Consider the following 19,190-nt stretch of genomic DNA (forward strand, 5'->3'; position numbering starts at 1 on the left):
AAGAGCATGGAGGGGGCGGCTGATGACCTGGCGCGGTTTTGTGGCCATGGGTGACAGCTTCACCGAGGGCATGGACGACGGGTACCCGGACGGGACCTACCGCGGCTGGGCCGACCTGGTCGCCGCCCGGCTGGCCGTCGAGGCGGGCCCGGACTTCGGGTACGCCAACCTGGCGATCCGCGGCCGGCTGCTCGAGGGCGTGATCACCGAGCAGCTCGAACCGACCCTCGCGATGCGGCCCGACCTGGTCAGCTTCGCGGCCGGCGGCAACGACGTGCTGCGCCGCAAGGCCGACCCGGCGGCGCTGATCGCGCGGGTCGACGGCGTGATCGAGCGCATCCGGGCCACCGGCGCCGACGTGCTCATGTTCCGTTTCGCCGACGTCTCCACCCATCTGCCCGGCCAGCGCATCTACGGCCCGCGCGTGGCAGTCCTCAACCAGGGTGTCGGGGAGATCGCCGAGCGGCACGGCGCCCACCTGATCGACCTGTTCGCCGACGACGCCTTCCGCCGCAACCCGGTGATGTGGTCCACCGACCGCATCCACCTCTCCGCGGCCGGGCATCGCCGGGTCGCCGCGCACGTGCTCACCTCACTGGGTGTCGGCGTCGACGAGGACTGGCTGCTGGTACCGCCGGCGCCGGCGCCCACGCCGTGGCTGCTGGCCCGCGGCGCCGATCTGCGCTGGGCCGGCCAGCACCTGGCGCCGTGGATCAAGCGCCGCCTCCAGGGCAAGTCGTCGGGCGACCTGATCACCGCCAAGCGACCCACGCTGGAGCCGATCGCTCGCCCCTCGAGTAGGGGATAGGTTTCAGACATGGCCTTCGAGCTGGATCAAGACACCAAACTTCAGGCGTACGCGCACCCCGAGCGACTGGTCACCACCGAGTGGCTGGCGGCGCACCTGGGCGAGCCCGGTCTCGTCGTCGTCGAGTCGGACGAGGACGTGCTGCTCTACGAGTCCGGGCACATCCCCGGCGCGGTCAAGGTCGACTGGCATCTGGAACTGAACGACCAGGTGACCCGGGACTATCTCGACCCGGCGGCGTTCGCCGAGATGTGCGCGGCCAAGGGCATCGGGCGCGGCGACACGATCGTGTTCTACGGCGACAACTTCAACTGGTGGGCGGCGTACGCGCTGTGGGTCTTCAGCCTCTTCGGCCATGCCGACGTGCGGCTGCTGGACGGCGGCCGGCAGAAGTGGGCCGCCGAGGGACGCGAGCTGACCAGGGAGAAGACGGTGCGCGAGCGCGCCGACTACCCGGTGCCGGTTCGTGACGACGAGCAGATCCGGGCGTTCCGCGAGCAGGTCGCCGAGCACAGCGGGGGCGGGCGGCCGCTGGTCGACGTGCGCTCCCCGCAGGAGTACTCCGGCGAGCTCACCCACATGGCGGCGTACCCGCAGGAGGGCGCCCTGCGCGGTGGCCACATCCCGGGCGCGCTGAGCAAGCCGTGGAAGTCCGCGGCCAACGACGACGGCACGTTCAAGAGCGCCGCCGACCTGGCCGCGATCTACCAGGACGGCCTGGGCCTGTCGCCCTCCGACGACGTGATCGTCTACTGCCGGATCGGCGAGCGTTCCAGCCACACCTGGTTCGTGCTGACCCACCTGCTCGGCTTCCCGCAGGTCCGCAACTACGACGGCTCCTGGACAGAGTGGGGCAACCTGGTCCGCGCCCCGATCGCCAAGGGAGACCAGCCCTAAAATAGGGACGCCGCGGGCACGCCGAGATCGCTACCGTTCTCGGCGTGTCGAACACGTTCCAGGTCGATCTGCGCGGCATCGTCGACCTGCTCAGCCATCACCTCTACGCGAGCCCTCGCGTCTACATCCGTGAGCTGTTGCAGAACGCGGTGGACGCGATCACCGCCGTGGGCCCGGACCACGTCGGCCGGGTGGCGATCACCACGACCGACGGCGTGATCCGCGTGGTGGACAACGGGATCGGCCTGACCGAGGCCCAGGTGCACGAGCTGCTGGCCACGATCGGCCGCAGCTCCAAGCGGGACGAGCTAGGTTTCGCCCGGCACGAGTTCCTCGGCCAGTTCGGCATCGGCCTGCTCTCCTGCTTCCTGGTCGCCGACGAGATCCGGGTGCACACCCGGCAGGCCGGGCAGCCGGCGGTCCGGTGGATCGGTTTCTCCGACGGGCGGTACGAGGTGCGCGCCGGAGAGGACGGCGACGATCGTGAGCCGGGCACCGAGGTCACGCTGCTGCCCCGCCGCGGCTCCGAGGAGTTCCGCACCCACGAGACGGTCGTCCGCCTGGCCCGGCTCTACGGGTCGCTGCTCCCGGTCGACGTGACCGTCGACGACGTCCTCACGACCACCGGCACGCTGCCGTGGGCGGGCAGCCGCGCCGACATGCTCAGGTACGGCGCCGAGACGCTCGGCTTCGCGCCGTTCGACGTGATCCCGCTGTCCGTGCCCGAGGCGGGCCTGACCGGCGCCGCGTTCGTGCTGCCCACCGCGGCCAGCCCGGCGACGCGCGGCGGCCACCGGGTCTACCTCAAGCGGATGCTGCTCGCCGAGTCGGTGAGTGAGCTGCTGCCGGAGTGGGCGTTCTTCGTCCGCTGCGTGGTGGACAGCACGGAGCTGCGCCCGACCGCCAGCCGCGAGGCGCTCTACGACGACTCGCTGCTCGCCGCGGCCCGGGACGCGATCGCCGACCAGCTGCGCGGCTGGCTGGTCCGGCTGGCCGCGGCCGACCCGGTCCGGCTGGGCGAGTTCCTGCGCGTCCACCACCTCGGGGTGAAGGCGCTGGCCCTGCACGACGACGAGATGCTGCGCCTGGTCGAGCAGTGGCTGCCGATGGAGACGAACACCGGCCTGGCCACGCTCGCCGACCTGCGGGAACGGCACGGCGTGGTGCGCTACGTCGACGACGTCGACCAGTTCCGGCAGCTCGCGGCGGTCGCTGCGGCTCAGGACGTGGTCCTGGTCAATGCCGGTTACGCGTACGACCGGGACATCCTGGCCCGCCTGCCGGACGTCGAGCGGATGGACCCGTCCGACCTGACCACCCGGTTCGAGTCGGTGGATCGGGGCACCGAGCTGGCCCTGCGCCCGTTCCTGGCCGCCGCCCAGCGCCGGCTGGACCGCCTGGGGTGCGAGGTGCTGCTGCGGTCGTACGAGCCGGGCCGGCTGCCCGCGCTCTACCTGACCAGCCGGTCGGCGGCGTTCGGCAAGGAGCTGGCGGCGACCCGGGACAAGGTGGACGACCTGTGGGCGGACGTTCTCGGCGCGGTGGCCGCGGCGGTCCCGGTCGACCGGCCGCAGCTGGTCCTGAACCACAGCAATCCGCTGGTCCGCCGGATCTGCGGGCTGGGTGATCCGGAGCTGGCCGGTCTCGCCGTGGACGCGCTCTACGGCCAGGCGCTGCTGCTCGGCTACCACCCGATCCGGCCGGCCGACGCCGACCTGCTGAACAGTTCCTTCCTGGGCCTGCTGGGCCATGCCGTGGGCGGTGAGGTGTGATGGCGTACTCCGTTGAAGACCTGCGCGAGATGCTTTCCCGGACGTACGGGCTGCCTTACGGGCCGGGCAAGACCGCGGCGATCGAGCAGGTGCTGCGGCACACCGACGCGGCCGGCGACCCGGAGCTCAGCTTCGACGTCCGGATGATGGCGACCGACGCGTACGCGCTGGGTGGTGAACCGGCCAAGTCGATGGTCACCTTCTCGTGGTGCCTGGCCGAGTTCGACCGCGATCCCGGCCGGGACTACCACGAGGCGTGGTCGGACACCCTGCTGTGGCAGTTCAAGTACATGGTCGACGACTTCGTGTCGTTCCCCGGTGTGCCGCTGGCGCGGACGTACGCGCTGCTGGACGACATGGAACGCCGGTACCGGGAGGCCGGCGAGCAGACGCAGGCGGTCTACCACTACCGGCACGTCGTCGCCCGGCACGTCGGCGACGACGAGGCGGCCGCGCACTGGTACGAGCGCTGGGTCACCGCCCCGCGTGACGAACTGTCCGACTGCATCGGCTGTGACCCGCGCGGCATGATGTCGCACCTGATCTCGACCGGCCGGTACGCGGACGCGATCGAGCTGGGCGAGGCCACCCTGGTGCAGCCGCTGGTCTGCGTTCAGCAGCCGCAGTCGGTGCAGAACGCGCTGATGTTCCCCTACCTGCGCACCGGGCGTGGCCAGGACGCGGCCGAGATGCAGCGGCGGTCGTACCGGGTGATCAAGAACGATGTCAGCGACATGGGCGACGTCGCCGAGCACCTGGAGTTCTGCGCGGTGACCGGCAACGAGCATCGGGGCCTGGAGATGCTGGAGCGGCATCTGAGCTGGGTGCCGCGGGCGCCGTCGCCGGTTGTGCTGATGGACTTCGCCGCGTCCGCCGGGCTGCTGCTGCGCCGGCTGATCGAGCTGGGTCACGGCGACGCGCCGGTGCGCCGCGGCGAGGAGACCGTTCCGGCCCGGGAGTTGGGCGCCGAGATGGCCGGGACGGCTCGTGACCTGGCCGCGCGGTTCGATGCCCGGAACGGGACGGCCGCCCGCTCCGCCGGCGTGGAGCGGACGCTGGGCGCGACGCCGAATGAGGTGACCGTCACACTGAACGACCGTTAAGGCGACGACTTGACGACAGGCTATTGTTTTTCCGTGACGGTAGATCAGCAGCAGCGCCCCGGACCGCCCGCTCCTCGCCGACGGTCGCGGCGGGACGAGATTCTCGACATCGCGGTCGGCCTCTTCGCGGCCAAGGGCTATCACGGCGTGTCGATGGACGACATCGGCTCGGCCGCCGGGGTCACCGGCCCGGCGCTCTACCACCACTTCGCCGGCAAGGAGGCGATGCTCGTCGCCGCCCTGATCCCGGTGAGCGAGGGCCTGCTGCACGGCGGCCGCGACCGGGTGGCCCGCCACACCGACGACGCGCACGCCGCACTGACCGACCTGATCGCCTTTCACGTCGAGTTCGCGCTGGCCAACCCCGCGGTGATCGCCCTGCACCTGCACGAGCTGGACAGGCTCCCCGAGGAGCCGCGCCGGCAGATCCGCCGCCTCCAGCGCCTCTACGTCGAGGAGTGGGTGGGAGTGCTGGCGACCTTGCGGCCCGAGCTGAACGCCGGCGAGGCGCGGGTGCTCGCCCACGCCGCCTTCGGCCTGATGAACTCCACGCCCTTCCTCGGCGACGAGGTCGAGCGGCTGCGCGCGGCGGCGCTCCTGCGCACCGCCGCGGCCTGCGCGCTCGAGGGCCGTGCCCAGGAGGGCTGAGATGATCGACTCGCTACTCGTCGCCAACCGGGGCGAGATCGCCCGCCGCATCATCCGCACCGCGAAACGGCTCGGCATCCGCACGATCGCCGTCCACTCCGAGCCGGACGCCGGGATGCCGTTCGTGCTGGAGGCCGACGAGTCGGTCGCGATCGGCCCGGCGGCGCCCGCCCAGAGCTACCGCAACGCCGACGCGATCCTCGCCGCCGCCACGTCCACCGGCGCCAAGGCGATCCATCCCGGCTACGGCTTCCTCAGCGAGAACGCGGACTTCGCCCGTACCGTCGAAGCCAACGGCCTGGTGTGGGTCGGGCCCGGCGCCGACGCGATCAGCGCGATGGGCGACAAGATCAACGCGCGCAACCTGATGGCCGCGGCGGGCGTGCCGGTCGCGCCGGGCACCCAGGACCCGGCCGCCTCGGCCGACGAAGCGGTCGCGGCCGCGAGCGGGATCGGCTATCCGGTGATGGTCAAGGCCTCGGCGGGCGGTGGCGGCATGGGCATGGCGGTGGCCGAGGACGAGGCCGGGCTGCGCAAGGCCTTCGACCAGATCTCCGCGTTCGCGGAGCGGACCTTCGGCGACGGCTCGGTGCTCCTGGAGCGCTATTTCCCTCGCGTACGCCACGTCGAGGTGCAGATCCTCGGCCTGGCCGACGGCCGGGTGGTCGCCTTGAGCGAGCGTGAGTGCTCGGTGCAGCGGCGCAACCAGAAACTCCTCGAGGAGGCGCCGTCCCCGGCGGTGAGCCCGGAACTGCGGGAACGCTTCCTGGCCGCCGCGGTGCTCGCCGGCGAGGCGGTCGGCTACCGCAACGCGGGCACCGTCGAGTGCCTGCTCGACCCGGCCACCGGCGAGTTCTTCTTCCTCGAGATGAACACCCGGCTCCAGGTCGAGCACCCGATCACCGAGCTGATCCACGGCATCGACCTGGTCGAGGAGCAGCTGCGGATCGCGAGCGGGCTGCCGCCGGCCTTCGACCCGGACGCGCTGGCCGCCACCGGCCACGCGATCGAGCTCCGGGTGAACGCCGAGGACCCGAAACGGTTCTTCCCCGGCCCGGGCCACATCACGACGTGGGTCGAGCCGACCGGCGACGGTGTCCGGGTCGACTCCGGGTACGCCCCCGATCTGACCGTGACGCCGCACTACGACTCGCTGATGGCAAAGCTCATCGTGCACGGCGCCGACCGTGCCGCCGCGATCGCCAAGGCCCGTGACGCGGTCGCCGGCTTCCAGATCGCCGGGCCGAAGAACAACCTGCCGTTCTTCGTCGAGCTGCTCGACAACCCCGAGTTCATCAGCGGGGACTACGACACGGGCATCGTCTCCCGAATGAGGTGAACGCATGAGTGCCATCTCGATCCGCGAGGTCGCGCCGCGCGACGGGCTGCAGAACGAGGAGCCTGTCCCGGCCGACAGCAAGGTCCAGCTGATCGACGCGCTGGGCGGCACCGGCGTGCGCCGGATCGAGGCGGTGTCGTTCGTGCACCCCAGGGCGATCCCGCAGATGGCCGACGCCGACGAGGTCTGGGCGCGGGTGACGAAACGGCCGGATATCCGCTATTCGGCGCTGATCCCCAACACCCGTGGCGCGCAGCGGGCGATCGCGGCCGGCTTCCGTGAGATCGAGGTCGTCGTCTCGGCCAGTGACACCCACAACCGGCGCAACCTCAACCGGTCCACCGAGGAGTCGCTGGACGACATCACCGGCCTGATCCCGTTGGTGCACGAGGCCGGCGCCACGCTCGAGGTGATCGTGGCGACCAGCTTCGGCTGCCCGTTCGAGGGCGACATCGACCCGGACAGGGTGGCCGGCATCGTGGCCCGGGTCCGTGCGGACGGCGCGGACCGGATCGCCTTCGGCGACACCACCGGGATGGCCACGCCGCGGCGGGTCCGTGACCTGTTGTCGGCCGTACGCCCGGACCTGCTGCACTTCCACAACACCCGGGGGACGGGGCTGGCGAACATCCTCACCGCACTGGACCTCGGGGTGACCGAGTTCGACGCCAGTGTCGGCGGGATCGGCGGCTGCCCGTACGCGCCGGGCGCCTCCGGCAATGTGGCCACCGAGGAGGTGGTGCACATGCTGCACGACATGGGCCTGGATACCGGAATCGACCTGGACGCTCTGATCGAGGTCGCCGAGTCGGCCGAGAAACTGCTCGGCAAGCAGTTGCCTTCGGGAGTTCTCCGCGCCGGTCCCCGCACCCGAACCGTCTAATTACCGCCCCGACTATTTTTCCTATTTGTCGGCGTGACCCCGCCTCTGTCTTTTCGTTACCCATACCGAGTGGCCGATATCGGGCTACCGGCGGGCAAACCATGACGAGGGGCGGACCAAATGGCGGGGTGGGTGGTCGAGCGCAAGCCGCGCATGACGCTCGCGTCGTCCGGGTCGCCCACCAGCGTCTCGGCCTCGCCCATGCCGCCCCAGAGCCAGGGGGCGGAGCGGCGCGGACGGCGTTGGGCCTTGCGGGCGATCGTCATCGGTGGACTGGCCGGTGCCGCGTGGCTGCTCACCGGATCCGCCGCCCAGGCCGCCGACCGTGACCCGGCGACGGAGACGTCGTCGCTGCTCGGTGCGGTGGTGAACGGCGGAGATGCGCCGGTGGTGAACCGGGTCCTGCAGGCGGCCGCCCAGCCGCTGGACACGGCCCGACCGGCGACCAAGAACAAGCACAGGAAGCACCGAGGCGTCACCTCCGTCCTCGACGCGCCGGTCCGGGTGCTCACCCGTCCGGTCGTCGACACGGTCGACAAGGTGACCCACGGCGAGAGCGACGCGGCGCCCGTGCTCGGCGCGGCAGGCCACGTCGTCCGGGATCTGACCGGCCCCAGCCGTCTCACCGACGGCGCCACGGATCCCGAGCAGCTCGCCCCGGTGGCCGCAGCGCCCACCCGGACCACGGACCCGGTCTCCGACACGACCCAGGACGACCTTCCGGTCGCGCCTGAGGTGGCGGAACCCGTGGCACCGCGTCCGGTTCCCGCAGCGGCGGCCGACCGGATCGCGGACGTCGTACCAGTGACGACGCACGCCGGCGCGCGGCACCTGATCGTCACCGAGCGGCACGACCCCCACCGCCCCGCCTCCGTCCTCAACCGGATGGAAGACGGGGTTGTGGCGGCTGTCGCGACGGATACCGTCCGGGACACCACGCCGGGTGGCGGCGATCTCCCCGCATCCCCGCGGGTGCAGTTCGGGGCACTCAGCGGCATCTCGACCAGCGCGTCGGGAGCTCCGACGGAGGGTGGCTCCGCAGCCTTCCTTCCGGCCGCGGTCGCGAGCGGCGTGATGGCCTCCCATCAGCTGCTCCGGGCGACCGATGTCGAGGTCCGGCGGTTCGACGCCGAGGCACCGACCGTCTCACCTGACTGAGTGACCGCCGCCTCGTGCGGCGACTCCGGCCCGATTCCCAGACCGTTTGCGCACAAGCGGCGAATCGAATTCCGGCCGGGCCTTCGTCACATCACCGCTGTGGGCGCACGTCGACAAGCGGAGTCAGGTCCGAAGAATTCAGCCCAGGCACCGCTGCGCCCCGACGCACCCTGTTCCGGAAACGCCCAATTGAATACGTGCACCATTCTGCTGACATTTTGGAAAGGCATTTCTTTCTCATGAAGACTTGGGTTCGCAAGACTCTGAGCGTTGGCGTCCTGGCTGCCGGCGCCCTGTTGTTCACCTCGACGGCGGCCCACGCCGGCGGCGGAGTCTCGCAGGACACGCAGGACAACTTCGGTCTCGGCAACGGCATCCAGGCCGCGGCACCGATCAACATCGGCGGCAACATCTGCGGCAACTCGATCGCCGCCCTCGGCCTGGCGAACGCCCAGGGCGCCTGCGGGAACGTGTTCGAGAGCGGCCCGTACAAGCAGAACTCGAAGAAGAACTACGGTGCGCTGAACGGCGCCCAGGTTCTGCTGCCGATCAACGGTGGGCTCAACGTCACCGGTAACGCGATCTCCGCGCTCGGTGCGGCGAACGCGGCCGGCGTCAGCAACAACCAGTTCGGTGGCAAGGGCAAGGGCAACAAGCACAAGGAGAGCGCCACCACCGAGAAGAAGGGTGGCGGCAACCCGACGCAGCAGACCTCCGGCAACTACGGCCTGCTCAACGGCCTGCAGCTGTACGCCCCGGTGAACCTGGGCGCGAACGTCTGCGGCAACTCGGTCTCCGTCCTCGGCCTCTCCAACGCCCAGGCCGCCTGCTGGAACTTCTTCGGCGACAAGGGCAAGGGCAAGGGCAAGAAGGAGAGCGGCATCACCCAGAGCACCTGGGACAACTACGGCGCTCTGAACGCGCTGCAGATCGCCGCGCCGGTGAACGCGCTCGCCAACGTGACCGGCAACGCCGCGACCGTGGGCGGCCTGGCCAACGCCGCTGGTGCCTCGCAGAACCACGCCGAGAAGGGCAAGGGCGGCGGTAACGACGGCATCACGCAGGACTCGCACGGCAACGTCGGTGCGCTGAACGGCGCGCAGATCGCGGCCCCGATCGACCTGGGCCTCAACGTCTGCGGCAACTCGCTGGGCATCCTCGGCGCCGCCAACGCCGCTGCCAACTGCGGCAACGACTTCGACGGCAACGGCGGTCACCAGGGTGGCGGCAACGGTGGCAACAACGGCGGTCACCACGGTGGCGGCAACGGCCACGGCGACCACGACGGTGACAACGACGGTGACAACGACGGCGATGGCGACCACGACGGCGACTACGACCCGGATGGCGACCACGACGGCGACTACTCGCCCGACGGTGACGCCGATGGCGACTACGGCGACGAGCCCCGCACGAACCAGGCCCACGGCAAGTCCGCCGAGGGTCTCACCAAGGGTCTGAACACCAACGACTCGAGCGTCGGCGGCCTCACCGGCGGCCTGCTCAAGACCCTGGGCTGACTTTCTCGCACCACCTGATGGTCACGGGTCGCACCGGTCCCGGGTGCGGCCCGAGCCGGTGCCCTTGCGGCACCGGATAAAGCCGGCGCTCCTCCACAGCGCCGGTAGCAGGAAACGGAAGGGAGCCTCCGCAGCCGGCGGAGGCTCCCTTCCGGCATTGGGCGAGCTAAGCTACCCTAACGATCGTTCAGGAAGCGACGTCAGGGGGCTTGATGACCGACGAGCTGGAGCAGGTTCGCAAACGGGTCGAGGCGGGTGGCGCCGAGCGTTACCACGCGGCCAACGCGGCGAAGGGCAAACTCTTCGCCCGCGAGCGGATCGCGCTGCTCACCGACGAGGGCTCGTTCGTCGAGGACGGGCTGTTCGCCAACAGTCTCGCCGAGGGTCTGCCCGCGGACGGTGTGATCACCGGAAACGCCACGATCGACGGGCGGCCGGTCTGCGTGATGGCGAACGACTCGACGGTCAAGGCGGGCTCCTGGGGCGCCCGTACCGTCGAGAAGATCATCCGCATCATCGAGCGGGCGTACGCGAACGGCGTACCCATGGTCTATCTCGTCGACTCGGCCGGCGCGCGCATCACCGACCAGGTCGACCTCTTCCCCGGGCGCCGTGGCGCCGGGAAGATCTTCCACAACCAGGTCAAGGCCTCCGGCTCGATCCCGCAGGTCTGCGCGCTGTTCGGGCCGTCCGCCGCGGGCGGGGCCTACATCCCGGCGTTCTGCGACGTGGTCGCGATGGTCGAGGGCAACGCCAGCATGTACCTCGGCTCCGACCGGATGGTCGAGATGGTCACCGGGGAGAAGACGACGCTCGAGGCGATGGGCGGCGCCCGGGTGCACTGCACCGAGTCCGGCGTCGGCCACTTCCTCTGCAAGACCGAGCAGGACGCGCTTGAGGTGGTCCGCAACTACCTCTCCTACCTGCCCCCCAACTGGGAGAACAAGCCGCCCGCCCGAGAGGTGGCAGGGCCGGCCACTGTTGACCTCGAGGCGCTGGTCCCGGTCAGCGAGCGCCAGGCGTTCGACATGCGCAAGTACGTGAAGGGCATCGTCGACGAGGGCTCGTACTTCGAGATCCAGGCGCTCTGGGCGAAAGAGCTGACCGTCGGCTTCGCGCGGCTGAACGGCGAGGTCGTCGGGGTGGTCGGCAACAACTCGATGTTCAAGGGCGGCGTGCTCTTCGTCGACTCGGCGGACAAGGCGAGCCGCTTCGTGCAGCTGTGCGACGCGTTCAACGTCCCGCTGCTGTTCCTCTCCGACGTGCCCGGGTTCATGGTCGGAACGGCGGTCGAGAAACAGGGCATCATCCGGCACGGCGCCAAGATGATCACGGCGATCAGCGAAGCCACCGTACCCAAGATCTGTGTCGTGGTCCGGAAGGCCTACGGCGCCGGGCTGTACGCGATGGCCGGCCCCGGCTTCGAGCCGGACGCGACGATCGCGCTGCCCACCGCCAAGATCGCGGTGATGGGCGCGGACGCGGCCGTCAACGCGGTGTACGCCAACAAGATCGCGGCGATCGAGGACGAGGCCGAGCGGGCCGAGTTCGTCGCCGCCAGGCGCGCCGAGTACGAGCGCGACATCGACATCATGCGGCTGGCCTCCGAGCTCGTGATCGACACGATCGTGAAGCCCGCTGACCTGCGCGATGAGCTGATCCGCCGGTTCGCGGCAGCTTCAGGGAAAGAACGTTCGTTCTCGCGGCGCCGGCACGGCGTCACACCGGTGTAAGGGAGCACGTCATGGTCGACTTCCGGCTCAGTGAGGAGCAGGAGGCCCTGCGCGAGAGCGTGCGGGAGTTCGCGCGCGAGCAGGTCGCCCCGGTCATCGCCAAGTACTACGAGCAGCACACCTTCCCGTACGACCTGGTCCGCCAGATGGGCAAGATGGGCCTGTTCGGCCTGCCCTTTCCGGAGGAGCACGGCGGCATGGGCGGCGACTACTTCGCGCTCTGCATCGCGCTCGAGGAACTGGCCCGGGTCGACAGCTCCGTCGCGGTCACCCTGGAGGCGGGGGTCTCGCTGGGTGCCATGCCGATCCACCGCTTCGGTACGCCGGAGCAGAAGGCCCGCTGGCTGCCGCAACTGTGCAGCGGTGAGGCCCTGGCGGCCTTCGGTCTCACCGAGCCGGGCTTCGGCTCGGACGCCGGTGGCACCACCACCCGGGCGCGGCTGGACGACGCCACCGGCGAGTGGGTGATCAACGGCACCAAGGCGTTCATCACCAACTCCGGCACCGACATCACGACCATGGTCACGGTCATGGCGGTGACCGGCGTGAATTCGGACGGCAGCAAGGAACTGTCCACGATCATCGTGCCGTCCGGGACGCCTGGCTTCGCGGTCGCGCCGGCCTACGACAAGGTCGGCTGGTGCGCCTCGGACACCCACGAGCTGTCCTTCGACGAGGTCCGGGTGCCGGCCGCGAACCTGCTCGGCGAGCGTGGCCGCGGCTTCGCCCAGTTCCTGCGGATCCTCGACGAGGGCCGGATCGCGATCGCGGCGCTCTCCGTCGGTCTGGCTCAGGGCTGCGTGGACGAGTCCGTGGCGTACGCGAATCAGCGTGAGGCCTTCGGCCGGAAGATCGGCAACTTCCAGGCCGTCCAGTTCATGATCGCGGACATGGAGTTGCGGGCGCACACCGCGCGGCTGGCCTACTACGACGCGGCTGCCCGGATGCTCGCCGGCGAGGACTTCAAGGCCAAGGCGGCGGTGGCCAAGCTGCACGCCAGCAACGCGGCCATGGACAACGCCCGCTACGCCACCCAGGTGCACGGCGGCTACGGCTTCATGAACGAGTCGGCGGTCGGCCGCTTCTACCGGGACGCCAAGATCCTGGAGGTCGGCGAGGGTACGTCCGAGGTGCAGCGGATGCTCATCGCACGCAGCCTGGGACTCTGAGCGACCGTTAAGTTTCTCGCTGGGTAACTTTCCTGTCGTAATTCCGACCCAAGCACGCCCGATCCCGGACAACCTGCCGATAGCGGGCTGCATGCATCGATCGAGATGCCTAGGTTTCTACCCATGGCAACTGATCACGGGGCGGACCGTGTCGCCGGTCCCGGGTTCGGGGCCATGCTGGGCAGCCACCGGCGACGAGCCCGGCTGACCCAGGACGAGCTCGCCCAGCGGGCCGGCATCGGCGTGCGTACCGTCCGTGACCTGGAGCGCGGCCGTGCCTCGCGCCCTCAGCGCACCACCGTCGAGCTCCTCGCCGACGCCCTCGCGCTGACCGGCGCCGACCTGCGCACGTTCCTGCTCGCCGCGCGTGGCCAGAGCACCGAGGCGATCCCGGTGCCGCGCTACGTCCGGTTGCCACCGGCGGCCGAGCTGATCGGGCGCGACACCGACGTCGCCGACCTGGACGAGTTGCTCACCACCTCCGGCCCGCACCCGCGCGTGGTCACGCTGGTCGGCCTGGCCGGCGTCGGCAAGACCGCCCTCGCGCTCACCGTCTGCCACCGCGTCGTCGACGCGCACCCCGCCGGTGTGGCCGGCATCGTGATCACCGACGGTTTCGCCACCGGTGACATCCTGGGCACCGTCGCCGCGGTCTTCGGCGTCGGCCGCTTCGAGGACCTGTCCGCGCGCTTCGGCGGCACCTCCGGCGTGCTGCTCATCGACGCCGTCGAGCGGTCACCCGAGGCGGTTGCCGAGGCGCTGTCCAAGCTGCTCGATCGGGTGCCCACGTTGCGCTGCCTGGCCACCGGCCGGCACCCCATCGGGTTGGCGGCCGAACGGGTCTGGCCGCTCGCGCCGCTGGTCGCGCCGCCCGAGTCGGCCAGGACTTTGGCCGAGGTCAGCGACTTTCCCGCGGTTCGGCTGTTCCTCGACAGACTGACTCGGGTACGCCGTGAGCCCGTCGCCGCCGACGAGGTGGAACCACTCGCCACCCTGGTCAGGCGGCTGGGTGGCCTGCCGATGGCCATCGAGCTGGCCGCCGCGCACGGCCGGGTGCTGACCGTGCCGGAGATCCTGGACCGCTACGGCGACCGCCTCCTCGACCTGACCGGCCGGCCCGGCGACGCCACGGTGTCGTTGCGCGACGCGGTCGCCGCCAGCTACCGCCTGCTCGCCCCCGACGAGCAGTACGCCCTGCGCCGCCTCGGCCTGTTCCGGCACCGCTGGTCGGTGTCGCTGGCCGAGCAGATGATCGAACCCGGCGCGGCCGGCGCCACCGATGTCGTGCATGTGCTCGACCGCCTGCTGGAGCTGGGCCTGCTCAACGTGCGGGGGAGCGGGGTGTTCCGGTTCCGGCTGCTCGACGTGGTGCGCGACCACGCGGCCGAGCGCGCGGCGGCCGAGGGTGAGCTGGCCGAGGGCCGGCTGCGGCACGCCGAGGTGCTCGCCGACCTGGCCGAGTCGATCGCTCCGCAGCTGGCCGGGGCGCATCTGGCCGACGCCGCGAACCGTCTCGACGACATGGCCGGTGACCTGGGCGCCGCCCTGGCGTACGCCGCCTCGGAGGACCCGCTGACCGCCCTGCGCCTGGCCGCGGCGCTGCCGCGCTGGTGGCGGTTCCGGGGGCGGGACGTGACCGGGCGGCAGTGGCTGCGACGGTTGCTGGACGATCCGCGTACCGCCTCCGCCGACCCCGCGGTCCGCGCCTGGGCCAAGATCGGCCTCGCGCAGCTGGCCCTGCGGCACGGTTCGGCGAGCGACGAGATCGGCTCGGCGACCGGGGCCCTGGCTGACTTCAAGCGGCTGGGCCTGGTCGAGGGCCAGCTGACCGCGCACACCCAGCTGGCGGCGCTGTGGATGGCCGAGGCGGGTTACGACCAGGCCCGCCGGCACGGCCTCGCCGCGCTGGAACTGGCCCGGGTGACCGGCCGGATCCGCGACATGGCCGTCGCCGAGAACAATCTGACCTGGCACGAGATCCGCATCGGCGACCTCGCCGCCGCCCGGGAGAGGTTGATCGCCGTCGACCGGCTGGGCGCCCGCTGCGGTGAGGACCGGCTGCGTGCCCTGGCCCGCGCCAACCTTGCCGACGTCGCCCGGCTGGAACGCGACTACGACGAGGCGGTGCGCCTGGGCCGGCAGGCGGTGGCCGAGCTCGAGGACCTGGGCGACCCGATCCACCGGCCGCGGATGATGGGCACGATCGGCCTGGCGCTGGCGGCGGCCGGGCGCATCGAGGAGGCGGAACTGGTGCTGGCCGAGCTGAGCCCGCCGTCCGATGTCCGCGACGGGTCGGCGGCGGCGGTCGAGGCGGCGATCGCGCAGGCGACCGGCGACCGGAAGCGCGCGGCCGAGAGTTACGCCCGCGCGGCGGACGCCTACCGGGGAAGTCAGGATCCGCGCGACATCGTCGAGGCGTTGATCGGCTTGGCGGTGACGACGACCGATCCGGAGCGGCGGGCGGCGGCGCTGACTCAGATCGACGAACTCTGCCGATCGGGTGGCATCACCCTGCTGCCCTACGAAAAGGCGCTGCTGGATCGCGAGGTTTGACGCGCGCTGCTGGATCGCGAGGTTTGACGCGCGCTGCTCGGATCGCGAGGTTTGACGCGCGCTGCTGGATCGCGAGGTTTGACGCAAAGGGTTGCGGCGCGCTTTGCGTGAGACGACCGGCGCTCTCTGTGGCCCCCCACAGCGCCGGCCGTCGCAACGCCCCACCGGTACGCAGCGAAAAACGAAGGCTCCCCCGTCGCCCCGCCAAACCGCCTCGGTCGCGCCGCATCCCCCTTGCCGTGATCACCCTAGCGGCGATCGGCAAGCGGATTGGGTTGATTCGAGCGCTATGCCCTAGGCACTTGCGGGTTCTGCCGGTAGTTCTGCCGGTTCGCCGCTTCCGGCGGTCGCGCACGGGTTGACCGCATCGCGAACCTTCCGTAGGCCTTCCAGGAGGCCGTCGAGCTGGCCTGGCGTGAGCGGGTCGATCAGCCAGCGCTGAATGATCTCCAGGTGCTCCGGCAGTAGCGCGTCGAGCCGCTCCAGTCCGGCGTCCGTGATCACCGCGTACGAGCTGCGGCGGTCGCTCGCGCACGCCTCGCGCCGGATCAGTCCCTCGCGGTCCATCCGGTCGACCACCCGGGTGACGCCGCTGGTGGACAGGGAGGTCTGGCCGGCGAGCTCGGTCATCCGGAGCCGCTGCCCGTGCGAGCGGGCGAGTCGCATCAGCACCTCGAACTCGACCAGGGACAGCCGGTGCCGCTCGAGGTGCGCCTCGAAGTGGCTGCGTAGGCCGGTGAAGGCCTCGGTGAGCAGGCCGATGGCGGTGAAGCGGTTGTCTGAGAGATCGACGTTCACCTGGACGAGTCTAACAGACACTTGACACGGGGAATATTGCTCGGCATATAGTTGCTACGTCACGCAAACACCCCCATCGTCTGTCAGTCCCGAGGAGAACCAGTCATGACCGAGTCCGTTGCCACCGGCCCCCGCGAGTACCAGGGCGTTCAGATCCCGGCCGCCGGCACCTACACACTCGACCCCAGCCACAAGCGCGTCGGGTTCGTGGCGAGACACCTGATGGTCAGCAAGGTGCGTGGCAACTTCGAGACCGCCGAGGCCACGATCGTCGTCGGCGAGGACCCGCTGCAGTCCAGCGTCAGCGCGACGATCCAGGCCGCGAGCATCAACACCCACGCCGCCGACCGCGACAACCACCTGCGCAGCGGCGACTTCTTCGACGCCGAGAAGTACCCGACCCTCGAGTTCCGCAGCACCGGCCTCAAGTCGTGGGACAACGGCGAGTTCGTCCTCGACGGCGAGCTCACCATCAAGGACATCACCAAGCCGGTCGTGCTGAAGGTCGAGTTCGAGGGCGCGGGCAAGAGCCCCTACGGCTTCGACGTCTTCGGCTTCAGCGCCACCACCGAGATCGACCGCGAGGACTGGGGCCTGACCTGGAACATGGCCCTCGAGTCCGGCGGCGTCATGGTCAGCAAGAAGATCAAGATCGAGATCGAGGGCGAAGCCATCCGCCAGGCCTGACCCTGCTTCAGGAGCTGATCCTGCTCAGGAGCTGATCCCGTTGTTCGGGCCGCCCGATCTCCTGTTCTTCGGGTTCGAGTCCCTGATCTGTTCGTCCGGCCTGATCTCCGTTACTCAAAAGCGCCGCCCCGGGCAACCGGGGCGGCGCTTCGACGTCTGGCGTTCGGGAGATTGGCGCGCGTCGCCTCTAGCTACTTGTCGTCGGCCGGGTTGATCTTGGCGATCGGCGGGCTGGCCGGCGGCGCGGCGACCGTCGACTTGCGCGGCGGTTGAGCCTGAGTGGACTTGGCGGCGTCCGCGGGCTTGGACATCTCCGCGGGCTTGGCCGGCCCTTGGGGCTTGGCCGGCTCTGCGGGCTTGGCGGTTTGCGCGGACCCGGTGGTTTGGGCGGGCCGGGCGGTTTGCGCTGGTGGCGTTGCTTGCTTGCGAGCTGCGGTGCCCTTGCGCGGGCGGGCGGTGGCGGACGGCTTGAAGGGGTCGGTCACCGCCGGGGTCGCTTTGCTCGCGGCGGGTTTCGTGGTCCTGCCGAGGTCAGCGGTGGGTTCGTCGTCGGAGGACGGCGACCTCGGTGCTGGCGCTGTCTTCTCCTGAGCCCTCGACGTCGACGGGGCCTCGGATGTCGACTGAGGGGCGGGCCTCGGCTGAGGCGCGGGCTTCGATTGCTGCGCGGGCTTCGATTGCTGCGCAGGCGTCGATTGAGGCTGTTCCGTCGACTGGGATGTCGGTGAGGGCTCGGGTGTCGGCTGACGGCGGCGGCCGAACAGGCCCCCTCGGGGTGCCTTCTCCGGAGCCGGTGGGGCGAGGTCGAGGGTCGGTTCCTCGTCCGGCGTCTCCTGCTTGCGCCGGCCGAACAGCCCGCCACGCGGCGCGGAGCGAGGAACCTCCGGGGCCGCCTCGACCGGAGGTTGCTGCTGGGCACCCGAGAAAGCCCGGGTTTCGGCCTGCGGCTGGGCACGGCGGGCTTCGGCCGGCTGGGCACGGCGGGCTTCGGCCGGCTGAGCGCCGCGGCCTTCGGCGGGCTGCGTGGAGCGGCGCGCGTCGGCGGGCTGCTGGGCGCGGCGAGCATCGGTCGGCTGGTGGGCGCCACGGGTTTCGGCGGGCTGCTGGGCGCCGCGGGCTGGGGCGGGTGCCGGGTCGGTGGGGCGGCCACGCTGCGGGCGGGCGGGCGGGCGCTGGCCGATCGCCTCCGACCAGTCGTCCTCGTCCTCGGCGGGCGCCGGGGCGGGGGTCTCGGCGGTCGTGACTCCTCGGCGCTGGGCGATGGTCGCCACCAGAGCCGAGCCTGCCAGGCCGGCGAGGACGGCGTACGGCGCGATGAGATAGGCCGACTGGAGCTGCCCGATCGCGTTCGTGAACTGGGGCGCCAGCAGCAGGAACGCCGCGCCGACCAAGACCGGCCCGACCGCGCCCGAGGCGGCCGTGCCCACGCCGTGGTTGCCTCGGCGGGCGGCCGGCCAGGCGGCGAGCACACCGATCAAGAAGGCGGCGCCCAGGGTGATCAGGGCGCTGGGCCAGTAGATCGTCCCGTACCGGGAATCCTCGGCGATCTTGGCGAACTGCCAGCTCGTGAGGTAGGTCGCGGCGGGGCGGCCGGCGGTCAGCTCGACCACGATCGCGGTCGCCGCCAGGGCCCACAGGTAGACCGAGGTGGCGATCAGGTTTGCGGCCACCGGACCGGATTTCACCGCCCAGTAGGCGATGATCACGCCGAGGGCGATGCCGATCAGGGCGTACGTCGCCGCTGTGCGCCCTGGTGCCGTGCTCTCCGGGCGTACCTCAGCAAGGCGCGCGGGCAAGGCGACCAGCGCAACCGTCAGCAGCGCACCGATGCCGGCGAAGAAGGCGAGTCCGGCGCGCAACGGACCGGAGGGCCGAGCGCCCCGCAGTGTGGCCGCGATCATCGCGCCGAACACCGTCGAGCTCGCGGCGATCCAGGTCGCCCAGCCCAGGCTGCCCAGCCAGACGCTGTCGTCGGCGCCCGGCGTGGCCGGCCACACCACCACGCCCAGGCCGTAGCCGAGGCCGAGTTGCGCGGCGCCCGTCGCGGCAGCTACACCGGCCGCGGCGGCCACCTGTGTCATCCAACCCTTCGCGGCCATGGCGGGCACTGTAGCGGCACGTG

15 protein-coding genes are annotated in these 19,190 nt (G+C 70.9%); 13 read left to right on the top strand and 2 right to left on the bottom strand.

What is annotated here, in order from left to right:
• Positions 1-22: 22 nt before the first annotated feature.
• The 12 genes from QSK31_RS31975 (at position 23) to QSK31_RS32030 (ending at position 15,583) form a co-directional block, all read left to right on the top strand.
• A complete protein-coding gene (locus QSK31_RS31975; RefSeq protein WP_285688296.1) occupies positions 23-808 on the top strand; it encodes an SGNH/GDSL hydrolase family protein in 786 nt (261 codons plus the stop codon).
• A gap of 9 nt (positions 809-817) precedes the next feature.
• Positions 818-1,705 carry a sulfurtransferase gene (locus QSK31_RS31980; protein ID WP_285688297.1) on the top strand — a complete coding sequence of 296 codons (888 nt, stop codon included), beginning with the start codon at positions 818-820 and terminating at the stop codon, positions 1,703-1,705.
• A 44-nt stretch (positions 1,706-1,749) separates the two neighbouring features.
• The gene (locus tag QSK31_RS31985; RefSeq protein WP_285688298.1) at positions 1,750-3,477 is read left to right on the top strand and encodes an HSP90 family protein; all 1,728 of its coding nucleotides are present in this window, start codon (positions 1,750-1,752) and stop codon (positions 3,475-3,477) included.
• Positions 3,477-4,580, top strand: coding sequence for a hypothetical protein (locus tag QSK31_RS31990; protein ID WP_285688299.1), 1,104 nt, complete (start codon positions 3,477-3,479; stop codon positions 4,578-4,580). The genes QSK31_RS31985 and QSK31_RS31990 overlap by 1 nt, the downstream gene beginning before the upstream one ends.
• Before the next feature lie 33 nt (positions 4,581-4,613).
• Positions 4,614-5,228, top strand: coding sequence for a TetR/AcrR family transcriptional regulator (locus QSK31_RS31995; protein ID WP_285688300.1), 615 nt, complete (start codon positions 4,614-4,616; stop codon positions 5,226-5,228).
• 1 nt (position 5,229) lies between these two features.
• Complete coding sequence (locus QSK31_RS32000) at positions 5,230-6,567, top strand: acetyl-CoA carboxylase biotin carboxylase subunit (RefSeq protein WP_285688301.1); 1,338 nt, start codon at positions 5,230-5,232, stop codon at positions 6,565-6,567.
• 4 nt (positions 6,568-6,571) lie between these two features.
• A complete protein-coding gene (locus tag QSK31_RS32005; protein ID WP_285688302.1) occupies positions 6,572-7,450 on the top strand; it encodes a hydroxymethylglutaryl-CoA lyase in 879 nt (292 codons plus the stop codon).
• A gap of 120 nt (positions 7,451-7,570) precedes the next feature.
• Positions 7,571-8,608 carry a hypothetical protein gene (locus QSK31_RS32010; RefSeq protein ID WP_285688303.1) on the top strand — a complete coding sequence of 346 codons (1,038 nt, stop codon included), beginning with the start codon at positions 7,571-7,573 and terminating at the stop codon, positions 8,606-8,608.
• 239 nt (positions 8,609-8,847) lie between these two features.
• Complete coding sequence (locus QSK31_RS32015; RefSeq protein ID WP_285688304.1) at positions 8,848-10,128, top strand: chaplin family protein; 1,281 nt, start codon at positions 8,848-8,850, stop codon at positions 10,126-10,128.
• 212 nt (positions 10,129-10,340) lie between these two features.
• Positions 10,341-11,861 (top strand): acyl-CoA carboxylase subunit beta, encoded by a 1,521-nt coding sequence (locus QSK31_RS32020; protein ID WP_285688305.1) that lies wholly within the window; start codon positions 10,341-10,343, stop codon positions 11,859-11,861.
• Between the two features lie 11 nt (positions 11,862-11,872).
• Positions 11,873-13,030 carry an acyl-CoA dehydrogenase family protein gene (locus QSK31_RS32025; RefSeq protein WP_285688306.1) on the top strand — a complete coding sequence of 386 codons (1,158 nt, stop codon included), beginning with the start codon at positions 11,873-11,875 and terminating at the stop codon, positions 13,028-13,030.
• 123 nt (positions 13,031-13,153) lie between these two features.
• Positions 13,154-15,583, top strand: coding sequence for an ATP-binding protein (locus QSK31_RS32030; RefSeq protein ID WP_285688307.1), 2,430 nt, complete (start codon positions 13,154-13,156; stop codon positions 15,581-15,583).
• 294 nt (positions 15,584-15,877) lie between these two features.
• Here the strand turns inward: QSK31_RS32030 and QSK31_RS32035 are convergent, their stop codons facing one another.
• A complete protein-coding gene (locus tag QSK31_RS32035; protein WP_285688308.1) occupies positions 15,878-16,381 on the bottom strand; it encodes a MarR family winged helix-turn-helix transcriptional regulator in 504 nt (167 codons plus the stop codon).
• A gap of 105 nt (positions 16,382-16,486) precedes the next feature.
• Here QSK31_RS32035 and QSK31_RS32040 point away from each other — a divergent pair, with 105 nt between their 5' ends.
• Complete coding sequence (locus tag QSK31_RS32040) at positions 16,487-17,068, top strand: YceI family protein (RefSeq protein WP_285688309.1); 582 nt, start codon at positions 16,487-16,489, stop codon at positions 17,066-17,068.
• Between the two features lie 191 nt (positions 17,069-17,259).
• Here the strand turns inward: QSK31_RS32040 and QSK31_RS32045 are convergent, their stop codons facing one another.
• A complete protein-coding gene (locus tag QSK31_RS32045) occupies positions 17,260-19,167 on the bottom strand; it encodes an MFS transporter (RefSeq protein WP_285688310.1) in 1,908 nt (635 codons plus the stop codon).
• Between the last annotated feature and the right edge of the window lie 23 nt (positions 19,168-19,190).

Origin of the sequence: Actinoplanes sp. NBRC 103695 (assembly GCF_030269485.1) — a bacterium.
Classification (GTDB): domain Bacteria; phylum Actinomycetota; class Actinomycetes; order Mycobacteriales; family Micromonosporaceae; genus Actinoplanes.